The sequence below is a fragment of the Actinomyces sp. Marseille-P3109 genome (assembly GCF_900323545.1).
GTDB lineage: Bacteria > Actinomycetota > Actinomycetes > Actinomycetales > Actinomycetaceae > Actinomyces.
Genome location: NZ_OOHN01000008.1, coordinates 1,914,298 through 1,928,136, shown reverse-complemented (window position 1 = coordinate 1,928,136; position 13,839 = coordinate 1,914,298). Strand labels below are relative to the sequence as shown.

The 13,839-nt window shown below is 68.2% G+C and carries 14 protein-coding genes and 3 tRNA genes; 12 read left to right on the top strand and 5 right to left on the bottom strand.

Annotated features, from left to right (window positions below; translation table 11 throughout):
- The first annotated feature begins 15 nt into the window (after positions 1 to 15).
- The 6 genes from BQ8008_RS08390 to BQ8008_RS08365 all read left to right on the top strand — a co-directional run bounded on the left by BQ8008_RS08390 (position 16) and on the right by BQ8008_RS08365 (position 2,748).
- A tRNA-Tyr gene (locus BQ8008_RS08390) sits at positions 16 to 97 on the top strand.
- A gap of 112 nt (positions 98 to 209) precedes the next feature.
- Positions 210 to 282 (top strand) — tRNA-Thr (locus BQ8008_RS08385).
- Between the two features lie 38 nt (positions 283 to 320).
- Positions 321 to 394: transfer RNA gene (locus tag BQ8008_RS08380), tRNA-Met, on the top strand.
- Between the two features lie 61 nt (positions 395 to 455).
- The gene (gene rpmG / locus BQ8008_RS08375) at positions 456 to 626 is read left to right on the top strand and encodes a 50S ribosomal protein L33 (protein WP_003779904.1); all 171 of its coding nucleotides are present in this window, start codon (positions 456 to 458) and stop codon (positions 624 to 626) included.
- Positions 627 to 740: 114 nt separating this feature from the next.
- Positions 741 to 1,541: a hypothetical protein gene (locus tag BQ8008_RS08370; protein WP_234415303.1), complete on the top strand. Its 801-nt coding sequence runs from the start codon at positions 741 to 743 to the stop codon at positions 1,539 to 1,541.
- 505 nt (positions 1,542 to 2,046) lie between these two features.
- Positions 2,047 to 2,748, top strand: a complete 702-nt coding sequence (locus BQ8008_RS08365; protein WP_234415302.1) for a MarR family winged helix-turn-helix transcriptional regulator — start codon at positions 2,047 to 2,049, stop codon at positions 2,746 to 2,748.
- Positions 2,749 to 2,787: 39 nt separating this feature from the next.
- Here the strand turns inward: BQ8008_RS08365 and BQ8008_RS08360 are convergent, their stop codons facing one another.
- Entirely contained in the window at positions 2,788 to 3,441 is a 654-nt protein-coding gene (locus BQ8008_RS08360; protein ID WP_108833616.1) for a Maf family protein, read from the bottom strand.
- A gap of 40 nt (positions 3,442 to 3,481) precedes the next feature.
- Here BQ8008_RS08360 and BQ8008_RS08355 point away from each other — a divergent pair, with 40 nt between their 5' ends.
- From BQ8008_RS08355 to BQ8008_RS08340, 4 genes are all read left to right on the top strand, one after another.
- On the top strand, positions 3,482 to 4,396 hold the full coding sequence (locus tag BQ8008_RS08355) for a biotin--[acetyl-CoA-carboxylase] ligase (protein ID WP_108833615.1): 915 nt from the start codon (positions 3,482 to 3,484) through the stop codon (positions 4,394 to 4,396).
- Positions 4,397 to 4,620: 224 nt separating this feature from the next.
- The gene (locus tag BQ8008_RS08350; protein ID WP_234415301.1) at positions 4,621 to 5,646 is read left to right on the top strand and encodes an adenylate/guanylate cyclase domain-containing protein; all 1,026 of its coding nucleotides are present in this window, start codon (positions 4,621 to 4,623) and stop codon (positions 5,644 to 5,646) included.
- A gap of 227 nt (positions 5,647 to 5,873) precedes the next feature.
- Positions 5,874 to 6,545: a response regulator transcription factor gene (locus BQ8008_RS08345; RefSeq protein WP_108833613.1), complete on the top strand. Its 672-nt coding sequence runs from the start codon at positions 5,874 to 5,876 to the stop codon at positions 6,543 to 6,545.
- 83 nt (positions 6,546 to 6,628) lie between these two features.
- Positions 6,629 to 7,705, top strand: coding sequence for a sensor histidine kinase (locus tag BQ8008_RS08340; RefSeq protein ID WP_108833612.1), 1,077 nt, complete (start codon positions 6,629 to 6,631; stop codon positions 7,703 to 7,705).
- Between the two features lie 575 nt (positions 7,706 to 8,280).
- On the opposite strand, the gene BQ8008_RS08335 is transcribed toward BQ8008_RS08340, so the two are convergent.
- The 3 genes from BQ8008_RS08335 to BQ8008_RS08325 form a co-directional block, all read right to left on the bottom strand.
- A complete protein-coding gene (locus BQ8008_RS08335; RefSeq protein WP_108833611.1) occupies positions 8,281 to 9,006 on the bottom strand; it encodes a VTT domain-containing protein in 726 nt (241 codons plus the stop codon).
- Positions 9,007 to 9,118: 112 nt separating this feature from the next.
- The gene (locus tag BQ8008_RS08330; protein ID WP_199907963.1) at positions 9,119 to 9,658 is read right to left on the bottom strand and encodes a GtrA family protein; all 540 of its coding nucleotides are present in this window, start codon (positions 9,656 to 9,658) and stop codon (positions 9,119 to 9,121) included.
- 49 nt (positions 9,659 to 9,707) lie between these two features.
- Complete coding sequence (locus BQ8008_RS08325; RefSeq protein WP_108833609.1) at positions 9,708 to 10,880, bottom strand: hypothetical protein; 1,173 nt, start codon at positions 10,878 to 10,880, stop codon at positions 9,708 to 9,710.
- A 136-nt stretch (positions 10,881 to 11,016) separates the two neighbouring features.
- Here BQ8008_RS08325 and BQ8008_RS08320 point away from each other — a divergent pair, with 136 nt between their 5' ends.
- Positions 11,017 to 12,312 carry a 5-(carboxyamino)imidazole ribonucleotide synthase gene (locus BQ8008_RS08320; RefSeq protein WP_108833608.1) on the top strand — a complete coding sequence of 432 codons (1,296 nt, stop codon included), beginning with the start codon at positions 11,017 to 11,019 and terminating at the stop codon, positions 12,310 to 12,312.
- A gap of 49 nt (positions 12,313 to 12,361) precedes the next feature.
- Positions 12,362 to 12,904 (top strand): 5-(carboxyamino)imidazole ribonucleotide mutase, encoded by a 543-nt coding sequence (purE, locus tag BQ8008_RS08315; protein ID WP_108833607.1) that lies wholly within the window; start codon positions 12,362 to 12,364, stop codon positions 12,902 to 12,904.
- 203 nt (positions 12,905 to 13,107) lie between these two features.
- Here the strand turns inward: purE and BQ8008_RS14125 are convergent, their stop codons facing one another.
- Positions 13,108 to 13,701 carry a LysE family translocator gene (locus tag BQ8008_RS14125; protein WP_442778236.1) on the bottom strand — a complete coding sequence of 198 codons (594 nt, stop codon included), beginning with the start codon at positions 13,699 to 13,701 and terminating at the stop codon, positions 13,108 to 13,110.
- Positions 13,702 to 13,839: the final 138 nt, after the last annotated feature.

Here is a 13,839-nt window from a genome sequence, read left to right as displayed (position 1 = left end):
GGAGCGCGGAGCCGAGGCGGGTTGCCCGAGCGGCCAATGGGAGCTGACTGTAAATCAGCCGCGTAATGCTACGGGGGTTCGAATCCCTCACCCGCCACGCTGATCACTCGTTGATCGCACCTCGCCATCTCGGTGAGGCCCGCAGTGAGCGAAGCCACGGCGGACCGAATTGCCAGAGCGGTTCGGATCTGCCTAGGATTCGGCTCGTTGCCCCGATAGCTCAGTCGGCAGAGCGTCTCCATGGTAAGGAGAAGGTCAAGGGTTCGATTCCCTTTCGGGGCTCTCGCAGCGGGGGCCAACGGCCCCCATTGTGTTCCTATGGCGAGGTAGCTCAGCTGGTTAGAGCGCACGACTCATAATCGTGAGGTCGAGGGTTCGAGTCCCTCCCCCGCTACGCAAGCATTCGAGTACAGCGCACCCGTCGCATGCTCGAGGATCGACACGAGGAGACAAACGTGGCCAGCAAGTCCGCCGACGTTCGCCCCAAGATCACTCTGGCCTGCTCGGAGTGCAAGGAGCGGAACTACATCACCAAGAAGAACCGTCGGAACACCCCCGACCGTCTCAGCATCGCCAAGTTCTGTGCTCGCTGCGGCAAGCACACCGAGCACCGCGAGACCCGCTGAGAAGCGCGTTCCGATCCAGGTCGTAGCCGCCTGCGGCCCAGGAGCAAGCCTCGTCGACATGATGTCGGCGGGGCTTCGTCGTGCCTGAGGCGGACGCCGCCTAGCATCGGTGACGTGAACTCTTCCCGTCTCTCCGACGACGCCGTCGAGCAGCTCGCAGCGGTCCTTGCCGGGGTGCTCGGGACGGGCTCGCCCGGACCGCCCCAGCCTGAGACGCGTCGTGCCGCGCTGCGCGGTGCCGCGCTCGTCCTCCCTGCCGTCATGGCGATGCGGCAGGTCCAGGAGCGGATGCGGACCCACGACGAGCCCGCCTCATGGGACGGCCTGCTGCACCGTCGCTGCCTCATGCGCCCGTGCTCCGTACGCGCCGGAGCCTCGAAGGTGCTCCAGGGCACCGGGGGCCCGGTGGTCCGGCGGACTGGACGTGCAGGGTGGGAGCTCATCCGAACGACCGTTGAGGTGCGGGTGGGCGGAGGCTCATGGCAGGTCACACACGAGCTCGCTCGCCGTACCTCGGCCGATCTGCCGGCGATGACGGGGAAACTCACGGAACCCGGCACCGCATTTGATCCGATGACCGGCGGAGCTCTCTACCGACTCACCTACGGCGACGTCGCCGCCTGGGCGGAGGCCACCGGGGATCGCAACGCCATCCACATCCTCCCGCGACGGGCGGCCGCGGCCGGGCTGCGAACCGGCCCCGACGCCGTCGCCGCCCACGGTCTTCTGCTCGGCGCGCTCAGTCTGGCCGTCGCCGCGCCGTCGTCTCAGCAGCAGGTTGACCTGAGATTCATTGGTTCTGCCGATGTTCCTGTCGCTCGCTGCGGTGGGGGAGGGCTGTGGGCGAGGCTCTGCGTCGACGCTGCCAGCGGTGACATCGCCCAGGGGCGACGCCTTGTCCTGCGGCGCCGGTGATGGCGGCTTCCTGACGCCGGCGCAAGGATGCCGCCGTAGGCTCTGACCGATCACCTATCGCACCGTGAGGGAATAATGATTATCTGCTGGAGAGAATTCTGACGGCGATTCGCTGTTGTCTCGATGGGCGCGAGATGAGAGAGTGAAAGCGAATTGTTCGTCCCCTCCAATCATCGGTCAGTGGGGATGATTACGTAATAAAGGTGGGTAATTCTACTGTCAATCTGATGAATGTCAGGGTGACGCGAAGAGGCTTCACGAATTACTTTTCGAGAGAGGGAGAGATTGGAGTATCTCGCGCTATATCAAGGAAAAGTAGGTGGCTTGAGGGGTGTCTCCGCAGTTGTCAGATCTTCTGGGTGACTGTGTGGACGCGCTGTCCGTCTGACCGAGTGTGATAAAAAAGAAGCAGAGTTGCACTTGTATGAAAGCCAAAGGCCGTCAGCAAGTAGGAGCTTAAGGGTTCATGACCCATCCGGGTCGGTGCTGAGAGGAGTCGAATAAGGTGATTACCGCAGAGCGAACGATGGTGGAGCCGACGTCCTACACTGAGGACGTCGAGATGAAGTGGACCCAGAGCGATCAGGAAGCCGTCGAAGCCACCTACAGCCAAGAGACGGTTGGGGCTGTTGGCTCGACGCGGTGCGGCCAGGAACCGGCCGGCACCTGCGGCCAGGAATCAGCGCAGACCTGCGGTCAGGACGGTTCTGCGGAGCAGGACGGCTTCCGTCGTCTCGACGAGATCGAGATGGATGCCTGGCGCTCCTTCCTGGCGGCCTCCACCTCCGTGACCGCCCGTCTCAATCGCGAGCTCGAAGCCGGCTGCGGCATCTCCATGCACGAGTACGAGATCCTGGTGCGCCTGTCGGAGGCGCCGGACCACACCCTGCGCATGTCCACCCTCGCCGAGCACGTGTCCCACTCCCGCTCCCGCCTGACCCACACGGTCAGGCGTCTGGAGAGCGCCGGATACGTCGAACGCACCTCCTGCGACTCGGACCGTCGCGGCGTCAACTGCATGCTGACCCAGGCCGGTCTCGACTTCCTGTGCGATGCCGCCCCGGTGCATCTCGACGGTGTGCGTCGCCACGTCATCGATCGTCTCGGCCAGGAGCAGCAGCTCGCCATGGCCGAGCTCATGAAGGTCATCGCGCAGGCCCCGGACTCCTCTGCATCGTCGGTGCTCTCGGCGTCGTCGGCCTCCTGACGGCTCCTCAACGCCGTCCGCCATGATCTGTGGGCGTCGTCAGTCGGTTTCTCCACCGGCCGGCGGCGCCCACAGGTCCGTCCAACGCACCCCCAGATCGGCCAGGAGCCGGCGCAGAAGCGGCAACGAGATGCCGACGACCCCGTGCGGGTCGCCGTCGATGCCCTCGATGAAGGCGCCTCCCAGGCCGTCGATGGTGAAGGCGCCCGCGCACCACAGCGGCTCACCACTGGCGATGTATGCCTCGATCTCGTCCTGAGATGGAGAGCCGAAACGGATGGTGGCCGAGCTGACCCCCTCGGCGATGGCTCCGTCAGTGGTGCGTAGCAGGAAGTGCCCGGTGTACAGCGTCCCCGTGCTACCGCTCATCGCCCGCCAGCGCTCGCGGGCCTGCGTGGCCGAGTCGGGCTTGCCGACCGTCTGGCCATGGATCTCCAGCATGGAGTCGCAGCCCACGACCACCTCTGCCTCCTGGGGGTCGGTGGAGGCCGCGACGTCGAGCGCCTTGGCCTGGGCCAGGGCCTGTACCTGCTCGGATGGGCTCGGAGCGGGGAGGTCTGCCAACCGGCGACGGTCGGCCAGCTCATGAAGGACGGTGTCCTCATCAACTGCCGAGACCCGCACCAGCGGTTCGACGCCGGCGGCTCGCAGAGTGGCCAAACGGCCGGGGGACTTCGAGGCCAGAAGAATCACGCCGCCAGCCTATATCGCCCCCGGCCGCTAGGCTCTTCTCATGAGCTCAGGTACTACTCCCTTCTCACGCCTTGTCACCGTCTCCGTCACCGGATCCACCCAGGACGACCTGCGGGAGGCCCTGACGGGGCCCGAAGCGGGATCCTGGCCGCACCTGTCGGCCCTGCGCGCACTGAGGCAGACCGCGGGCCGAGGAAGGTCCGGCCGCGCCTGGGTCACTCCCGACGACGGTGCGCTCCTGGTCTCGGTGGTTCTGCGGCCCCTCGTCCCCTCCGAGCGCCTGGCCTGGCTGCCGCTGCTGGCGGGTCTGGCCGTCCGCGACGCGCTGGCGCCGTTCGCCGAGGGGCTGCCGTGGAGGCTGGGTACCAAGTGGCCCAACGACGTGGTCGCCGTGCCCGAGGATCCGTCGGTGGTCGCCGCGGTGCCCGGATGGGCCGGCACCCGCAAGATCGCCGGCGTCCTCAGTGAGCTCGTCACTGCGGAGCCTCCTGAGAACCGCGCTGATGGGCGGCTCGCACCCGACGAGGTTCCGGCTGGGCGCGACGAGGCTCCGATGGTCGTTCTCGGCATCGGCGTCAACATCGGGCAGGAGGTCGACGACCTGCCGGTGGCCTGGGCGGGGTCATTGCGCACGCTCGGTGCGGTCGACGCGGCCAGTGGTCCTACGCACGCAGTTGCCGCAGAGGCCGCCCTCAATGCGATCGGTCATCAGCTGGTCCGGCGCCTGGAGCAGTGGGAGGAGGCCTGCGGCGACGTCGACGCCGGGGACGGGGTTCTCGGGCGCCAGCTGCGCGCGGCGCTGACCACTCTGGGACAGCAGGTCAGCGTTCAGGCGCCTGACGGTGAGCTCGGTGGCCTGGCCGTCGATGTCACACCCGCCCTGGTGCTGCGCAATCAGGCGGGTGACACCGAGGTTCGTGCGGGTGACGTCACGTTGGTGCGTGTCTCAGGCTGAGCCTGCGAGGGGGAGGAGGGGCGCGGGCAGGTTGCTGCCCTGGGTGGAGAGCCTCCCGACGGGCATTCGCCTGTGATCTGCGCTACTCTGACGGGGTGGTACTAGACAGCCAAGCGAGCAAGGGGCGCGCGTCGGACTCACACGGGGTCTGGGAAGGCGCCCAGCAGGCGGCTCACGCGGGCGCCCAACGTGCGGAAGGTGAGACTGCCGCCGGGGCGGGTCCCGTGGAGCGGACCACCCTGGCGGGACATGAGCGCCTGCTGCTGGGAGAGGCCCCCAGTCTCACGCTGACCGAGATGGCCCAGCGGGCCGGAACCAGTCTGGAGATGGCGCAGAAGTTCTGGCGCGCCATGGGCTTCGCCGACGTCCAGCCCGATGCGGTCCACTTCACTGAGCAGGATGTCGCCGCGCTTCAAGACACCGTGGCGCTGCTCGACGAGACCAGCGACTCCGCTCTGGCCTGGGCCAGCGTGCTTGAGCTTCTGCGAGCGCAGTCCTACACGATGGACCGCCTGGTCCTGTGGGAGCTGGAGACCTTCGTCACCGACCTCAGCGAGCGCCTCGGTCTGGACGACACCTCGGCGAGGCTGGTCGCTCTGGACCGTATCGACGGGCTCGTGGATCTTCTGTCGCGTCAGCTGACCTACGTGTGGCGCCGTCACATGGCCTCCATCCTGGGCCGTACCGACGCCGAGGTCTCCACCCGTGGCCGCGAGGACACGGGGCCGGACCTCTATCCGCTCATCCGCTCACTGGGGTTCGTTGACATCGTCTCCTTCACCCAGCGCGCCCAGGGCATGAGCAAGGCCGCCCTGACCCACATGCTGGAGGACTTCGAGAACACGGCCCGCGACGTCATCACCTCGCGGGGAGCCCGCGTGGTCAAGACGATCGGCGACGCCGTCATGTACATCTCCGACGACCTGCTGGTCGCCGCCGACGTCGTCACCGCCCTGGTCGATGAGCTTCAAAAGGGGCCCGACGCCATCCGGGTCCGCGCCAGCCTCGTCGAGGGGAGGGTCATCTCCCGCTCCGGGGACGTGTTCGGCCCCACCGTCAACCTGGCGTCGCGGCTGGTGGACGCGGCCGACCCCGGGGGCATCCGCCTGGATGAGTCCACCGCCATGGCCATCCTGCACTCGCCCCAGGCCAGTCGCTACCGGGTGGGGCAGTGCCATGAGGTCGTGGCCAAGGGGCTGGGGCAGATCGTGCCCTGGTCCCTGGAGAGGACGTCCCCGACCCGGTCCTGAACCCGGCTCGCACGACCCGAGGCGTCCGTTATCATCTCGTTATTCTTTGGTTGTCCGGTCACTGGGGCGTCACGGCAGAGTCGCAGTTTCCTGCCGTATCTCCTGAGAAAACAGCCTCTCTCCCGATCGAGGATGCCGACGATCACCTCCCCTTTTGTCTCGTCTTGATTTCTTCTCCGCCCAGGAGACGATGGCGGGTCGTTGCGTCGTCGCCTAACATCGCGGATGTGACAACTGTTCTGCTCGTCGAAGACGACCCCGCTATCTCCGAGCCCCTCGCCCGCGCCTTCGGGCGCGAGGGCTATGAGGTCCTCACTCACGGCACCGGCAAAGGCGCTCTCGAGGAGGTCTCGGTTGCTGACATCATCGTGCTGGACCTGGGACTGCCAGACATCGATGGCCTGGACGTCGCCCGTCAGGTGCGAGCCCAGGGACTGACCATTCCGATCCTCATGCTCACCGCACGTAGTGAGGACTCCGACCTCGTCGTCGGCCTGGATGCCGGGGCCGACGACTACGTCACCAAACCGTTCCGCCTGGCCGAGCTGCTGGCCCGGGTGCGGGCGCAGGTGCGCCGTGCCTCGGGCGAGGCGACGGAGGACGAGCTGAGCGTCGGTGAGATCAGGGTCGATGTTGCCGCCCACCGTGCCTTCGTCGGCTCGCGCGAGCTGCAGCTGACGACCCGCGAGTTCGAGCTGCTGCGCGTCCTGGTGCGCGCCGGCGGTGACGTCGCCTCCAGCGAGGACATCCTCAAGGAGGTCTGGGGGGAGGACCCCACCGGCAGCCCCCAGACCCTCCAGATGCATGCCACGTGGCTGCGCCGCAAGCTCGGTGATGACGAGGAGCAGCCCGCGCTCCTGCTGGTCCAGGGGGACGGTTACCGCCTGGCTGTCGGCTGAGCTGCCGACCGGGGCGGTCTGTCGGACGTTGCTGCGTCGAGAGACCGCCCCTGACAACTGACCGTGTCTGAAGGAGGACAGCCGTGCGTCGCTACGCCATGACGATGACGATGGCAGCGGTGTCTGTGGCCATCCTCCTGCTGGGACTGCCACTGGGGGGCGCCTGGATCGCCAGTGCGCTGCGCACCGCCGGGAGCGGCAACCGGGTCACCATCATCGGCACGGTCATCCTCACAGTCCTGGTTCTCACCGCCACCGCGCTGACGGCGGCCTCCGTCGTGGCCTCCCGGGCGTCCAGGCGTATCTCCGCGCCCCTCATCTACCTGGCGGCAGAGGCCGAGCAGCTCGGCAGCGGTCAGGTCCGCCCGCGGCTGCGCTCCTCAGGGATCGAGGAGATCGACCTGGTCCAGGCCGAGCTGGTGCGCTCGGCCGAGCGCGTGGCCGGCCGTATCGCCGCCGAGCGCCAGTTCGCCTCCGACGCCTCGCACCAGCTGCGCACACCACTGACCAGTCTCTCCCTGCGCCTGGAGGAGATCGAGCTGCTCGCCGGTGAGGAGGAGGTGCGGGCCGAGGCCCATGCCTGCCTGGAGCAGGTCGAGCGGCTCACCGGCGTCGTCGAGGACCTGCTCAAGGTCTCGCGCCGCACTGGAGGCGGAACCACTGAGGCCCTCCATCTCAAGGACATCTTCGCCCAGCAGCGCGAGGAGTGGGAGCCGGCTTTCGAGCAGGTCGGGCGCACCATCACCTTCCGTGATGAGATCGGCCAACCGGTCCTGGCCACGCCGGGTTCTCTGGCCCAGGTGCTGGCCACCGTCGTCGAGAACTCCCTGCGCTACGGGGCCGGGGCGACGTCGGTGAACGTGCGCAGTGCCAACGGCGGCCATGCGGTCTTCATCGACATCGCCGACGAGGGCGAGGGCGTGGCGGAGGACATCGCCCCGCACGTCTTCGAGCGGCACGTATCCGGTTACGGTTCCACCGGTGTGGGCCTGGCGCTGGCCAAGGATCTTGTCGAGGCCGACGGCGGTCGTATCGAGCTGTCCCAGCGCAAGCCCGCCGTCTTCTCCATCCTGCTCAACGCCGTCCCCAAGTCCCTGGACCCCAACAACGTCCTGCCGCAAGGCGCGCTGGTCTCCGTAGGCCGACGCCGCCGCTTCTGACCCGGCTGGCGCCTGTACGGATCCCGATGAGCATCGTTTCCTGCACCGCCACCACTGCCAACGGATACCTGGCCGACGCGCACGACTCCCTGTCGTAGCTGCTGACCGTGCCCGGGGGAGTCACCGAATACCCGCCCCTTCGTCGAGTCGGTGACGGCGGTGGTCGTGGGAGTGGCTGCTGAGTCACGAGAACCTGCTGGCGCAGCCGGAAAAGCGGCAGGCCCATCTGGATCGGCTCCGGTTGCCGGTAGTCGGCGTCGTCGCCCTGGCCGCCGGGGCGCCAGCAGGCCGGGGCCCCTTCAGGCCGGCTACTGCACGAGGGTGGGGTTGCACTGGCCAGGGGTTGTCCGTACTGCACGGTGCCGGGGCCTTCGTGGAGTGCACCCATGTGTCCCCCAGTGGCACCCGATTATCGTGCAAGTACCAGTGGAGCACCACGAGGAAGGCCACAGCCCGGGTCACATCGGTCCGCGCCACTTGCCGATGCAACCCATGGTGCCCGAAAGGCTGAATCCCCGGGGCAGTCGTCGAGTCCTGTGGTGCCTCCACCGGGAGGAGACGGAGAGGAAGGAGCGTCAGGACTTCTGGCGGTGGGACTTCATGAACTTCGAGATGGCGGAGATGAGCATCGGCGCCACCGAGATGAAGACGATCACGAGGATCATGGCGTCGATGTTCTTCCGGATCCACTCGAAGGAGCCCAGGAGGTAGCCCAGCCAGGTGATGCCGAAGGCCCAGAAGGTGGCGCCCAGGACGTTGAAGGTGATGAAGTGGCGGTAGTTCATCTTCCCGACGCCGGCGATGACGGGGGTGAAGGTGCGCACGATCGGCACGAACTGGGCCAGGGTGACGGCCTTGCCTCCGTGGCGCTCGAAGAAGTCCGAGGTGCGATCGACGTACTCCTGCTTGAAGAGGCGGGAGTCCGGCCGGTTGAAGATCGCCGGTCCCGCCTTGTGACCGATGAGGTAGCCGGTCTGGTTGCCGACGATGGCGGCGAGCCACACGAGGGGCGCTGCCACCCAGATGTGCACGCCGACGGCGCCGGTGCCCACGAACATCCCCAAGGTGAAGAGCAGGGAGTCGCCGGGCAGGAAGAAGCCGACGAGCAGACCGGTCTCGGCGAAGATGACGAGCATGACGCCGACGATGGCCCAGGGGCCGAACCATTCGACGATGGTCGTGATGAGATTGGCGGCGTCGAGCCACTCGGGGCCGAGCATCGGGGCGTGGGCGGCGGGGAGGGACGCAGGATGGGCGGCGGGCAGATCCAGTGCCGGGGCCAAGGCGGTCAGGGCAGTCACCGTGCAAGGCTAAGCGGTACCCCTGTGGTCACGCCGTGAGAGTGGTCCCCTCCGGGCTGTGGAATCGGGCACCCTGCCGGTGAGTGCTCGGGGCGCCCACCAGCTCGCGCGCTCAGGGACGAACTGCGGCTGGGACCCGGGGCTCGGCGTCGTCACCGGTGTGGTCCCCGCTGTCGGCGTCGTCGCCGGCGCCTCGGTTCTTGTGCCCGGTGAAGACGATGTAGTGGTAGAAGATGAAGCGGAACGCGGTCCCCAGTCCGAAGCCGACGATGTAGGCCGCGATGTTGTCCGCCAGCGGTGAGGTCAGCCCCAGCACGTGGTGGGTGAAGAGCAGACAGAACTGGGTGATGGCGATTCCGCCCAGGTTGGCGATGACGAACAGCGTGGCCTCGCGGGCCACGTTCTTCTGGGTTCGGCCCCGATAGGTCCAGTAGCGGTTCGCCAGCCAGGAGAAGACGGTGGCGATCGCCGAGGCCAGGAGCTGGGAGGAGTTCGGGTGCCCGGAGAGGAATCCGGTGGGTCCGTGCTGGACCAGGTTGAACAGGCTGACGTCAATCACGTAGGCCGCAGCGCCCACCATGCCGAACTGCATGAACTCCTTGATCAGGGCGATGAGCCGCTGAGCCAGGGAATTATCGGAGGTGCGCGTCATGACGGGCATCCTATGCCGGTATTAGTCAGGTCGTGCAAGCGGACGTGAGTCATGGCACCCAGTGGATGGTGACGCTACCGAAGTCCCATACCCAGGAGACCCACACGAGCTGTCCGACGACGCAGGTCGCCAACAGCGCCAGTCGCCGACGGGTGGTGCCCGCCACGGCGGCCAGCGCCCATCCGGCCGGGGCCAGGGGCAGCAGGAGGCGGAGCACCGACGTCGTCGGGTCGAAGAAGGCCAGCAGGTAGAGCAGGTAGCCCAGGCACCAGAACCAGGCCGCGGGCCCCAGGGCGCGCAGGCTCGGGGCACTCAGCAGCAGGCCCACGGCGACCAGCACGACGGCGAGCAGGGCCAGTCCCAGGTGTGGGCCCACCCAGTCGCCCAGGCGGGTCAGCCACGGGATGAAGGGCGCCAGGTCAGCGCCGCGCCAGGAGGTCTCGGTGGCGGTGTAGGCGTCCTGGCGGCCCGTGGCCAGCCAGGCGATCGCAGGCCAGGCCAGGGCCGCGGTGCAGGTGGTCAGTGCCAGGACCAGCAGCTGCCAGCGCCCGCTCGGACTTTGGGGACCGTGCCCCGGCAGGAGACGTTGGAACCAGGCGGACGGGAACCAGCCCCGGGCGCAGGCCACCTCGTAGGCCCACCACAGCCCCAGCGCCGCCCCCAGGGGAACGCCGATGGGGCGGGCGAAGCAGGCGGCCACCGCGAAGGGGACCGCAGCGAGCGCCCGGCCTCGGCTCGCCAGCCACAGCGCCAGCCCCACCAGCACCAGCCCCAGGGACTCGGCGTAGGGGACCTGAAGGGCGGCCGCGCACGGTGAGGACCAGACCAGGGCCACCGCCCACAAGGAGACCCGCCGCCCCGGCAGCGGCGAGAGCCAGCGGTCCATGACAACCGCCGCCCCCGCCGACGCCAGGATCGACACGATCGCGGCGCGCACGTAGAAGGACCAGCCGGTCCAGGTCAGCAGGGAGGCCAGGCCGCTCAGCAGTGGCATGAAGGCCCAGGTGTTCTGCGTCACCCGCCCGTCGGCGCCGACCGGCAGCCGGGCGGGGTAGCCCTCCTCAATGATCCGGTTGTACCAGCCGGCGTCCCAGAAGCGCATGTGCTCCCCCCAGGACGGAGCGGCACCGCCCCATGGGGTGGCAGGCGTGTCCTGGGCCCCCAGCCGCAGGATGAGGAAGGTCAGGGTGCTCGCCGCCGCCCAGACGACCAGGACCTGCACAGCCCGGGGCAGGCGCGAGGTCGGGCCGTGCGCCGTCGATGGCGATGATGGAGGAGCGGTGGCGTCACGACCTCCAGCCTACGGTCTCGCGCCCGGCCTGCGGTGGGGGCGGGCAGCGGGCGGTAGCCTTGGTGTCGTGAGCGCACCCATTGTTGCCGTGATCGGAGGCGGGCAGCTGGCCCGCATGATGCAGGAGGAGGCCAGCGCCCTGGGCATCCATCTCAGGTCTTTGGTGGAGGCCGCTGACGGCTCCACCGGCCAGGTGGTTGTCGACGCTCCTGTCGGTGCGGCCGACGACGAGGCGGCCGTGCGCGCCGTCACCGCAGGTGACGGTACTCAGGGGCCTGGTGGGGAGCCGGTGGCGGTTCTCACTTTCGAGCACGAGCATCAGGATTCAAGCCTTCTGGAGCGTCTCCAGGACGAGGGCGTCAGCGTCCAACCCACGCCGCAGGCCCTCGAGCTGGCTCGCGACAAGCTGGCCATGCGTCGGGCCATGAGCGAGGCCGGGCTTCCACAGCCCGCCTGGGTGGAGGTCGGTGGACCGCAGCAGGAGACCGCCCAGGAGATGTCCGACGCCGTCGAGGCCTTCGCCGCCGAGCACGGCTGGCCCGTGGTGCTCAAGACGCCTCGCGGCGGCTACGACGGCCACGGGGTCCTACTCGTGCGCAGCGCCGAGTCCCTGCATGAGGGGGAGGCCGTCGAGTGGCTCACCTCGGTGGCTCGTGCCCGCGCAGGTCAGAGCGACGGTCAGGGGGCCGGCGGGGGAGGCAGCCTCGGCGGTGCGGTGGTGACCAGCCTCCTGGTGGAGCGGGCCATCCCCTTCACCCGCGAGCTGGCTGTGCTGCTGGCACGTAGTCCTAGCGGGCGGATCGCGGTGTGGCCGGTGGCGCAGACGGTCCAGGAGGACGGCATGTGCGCCGAGGTCCTGGCGCCGGCGCCCGGCCTCGACTCGGCCGCGGTTGAGGAGGCCGAGCTCATCGGACGCACGGTGGCGGAGCGCGCCGGGGTGACCGGGGTGCTCGCCGTCGAGCTCTTCGCCGTCGAGACCTTCGGGGAGCCCACGCGCCTGTACGTCAACGAGCTGGCGATGCGGCCCCACAACTCCGGGCACTGGACCCAGGACGGGGCGGTCACCAGCCAGTTCGCCCAGCACCTGCGGGCGGTGCTCGACCTGCCGCTGGGTGCCACCGAGGCAACCGCGCCCACCACCGTCATGGTCAACCTCATCGGCGGCCGGCGCGAGCCGGGTGCCGACGCTCTGTCTCGGGCCATGGCCGCCCAGCCCGACGCCCGGATCCACCTCTACGGCAAGCAGTGGCGCCCCGGGCGCAAGCTCGGGCACGTCAACATGACGGTCGGGTCGGACCAGGAGGTCGCCGACGTCGTTGAGCAGGCGCGCGACGTCGTCGCCATCCTGCGCGGGGACGCCTGAGCCGAGCACGATCACACGGCAAGCAGCACACACAGACAGGAGACAGCGCATGAGTGAGGTCAGTGGTACGACGGTGAGTAAGGCCCGGCCGGTGGTCGGCATCGTCATGGGCTCGGACTCGGACTGGCCGGTCATGGGTGCCGCCGCTGAGGTGTTAGACGAGTTCGGCGTGGCCTATGAGGCCGATGTCGTCTCCGCCCACCGCATGCCCACTGAGATGATCGACTACGGGCGCGCCGCCGCCGAGCGGGGACTGCGGGTCATCATCGCCGGCGCCGGGGGAGCGGCGCACCTGCCCGGGATGCTGGCGGCCGTCACCGAGCTGCCGGTGATCGGGGTGCCGGTGCCGTTGAAGTACCTCGACGGAATGGATTCTCTGCTCTCCATCGTGCAGATGCCCGCCGGGGTGCCGGTGGCCACCGTCTCCATCGGGGGTGCCCGCAATGCCGGACTGCTCGCGGTGCGGATCCTGGCCTCCGGAGAGGGGGAGGAGGCCACCCGGCTGGCCGCCGCCATGCGCGCCTTCCAGAAGGATCTGGGTGAGGTTGCCCATGCCAAGGGTGCCGCTCTGCGCGAGCGCCTGCGGGGCTGATCCGGAGGCCACCGGCATGCCTCATGATCCTTAGGTCGTACTGGCCGGCAGGTGACCGCGCTCCACGTACCCCCAGCCGTCGTGACGTATATCGATGTCCCCTTCAACGGCACCTGAGGGTCGTGCAGTGTAGGCGGATGGCCGGGCAGCACGGCTGCGACGGTGCAGACCGACACCACGCGCGTTGGAGTGGCGCGTGAGACTTACCCGACTGCTACGCGGACTCCGAAGCCCACGAGCACGCCGCCGAGGACTCGTTCCATCCAGGCCGCGACTGTGCACCGAGTGAGGATCTTTCTCGCGGATGACGCGAGTACCGCGTACATGGGCAGGCGATGGTCGCGATGACGAACTCGATCGCCATGAGCGCCATCGACCACGCCAGGCCCGCCTCGGGGAATGAACTGCGGGATCACCGCGAGGTAGAAGACCCCCATCTTCGGATTGAGGAGATCCGCGATGAGGCCGGTCCAAAAGGCCCTCGACGCGGGCACAGTCTTCGATAGCGTTTCAGGGCTCCCTGGTGTGATCCACTTTCCTGCCTTGGTGATCGACTGCGCCCCGAGAAACCCCAGGTAGATCGCGCCCGCCCAACGGAGAATCTCGAAAGCCGTCGGTACCTGGGTGACGAATGTCGCGACGCCGGCGACGGCCGCGATCCTCCACGCCAGCGAGCCGGTGGCTGCTCCAGGGGCAATGGCCGCTCCGTGCTTGACGTCGTGAGCCAGTGATCTGCGAAGCTCAAGTATGGCGTCGGGTCCGGGGTGATCCCGAAGATGAGAGCGACCGGAACGTATACCCAGGGGGTGGTCCTACCATGATGCTAGGACTGATTGTGGGTGTGGTGCTACGGCTCCTGAGTGCGCGACGACGCAGGGTTTCGGGGCGATATCTAAGTTCGTTTCTGTTCGGTTCTGGGGGATCGTGTGTAGACT

Bases quoted from the DNA above. Each gene is read 5' to 3' on its own strand.
- BQ8008_RS08355 (WP_108833615.1), top strand. From the start codon at position 3,482: ATGAGCTCAGGTACTACTCCCTTCTCACGCCTTGTCACCGTCTCCGTC.
- BQ8008_RS08330 (WP_199907963.1), bottom strand. From the start codon at position 9,658: ATGACGCGCACCTCCGATAATTCCCTGGCTCAGCGGCTCATCGCCCTG.
- purE (WP_108833607.1), top strand. From the start codon at position 12,362: ATGAGTGAGGTCAGTGGTACGACGGTGAGTAAGGCCCGGCCGGTGGTC.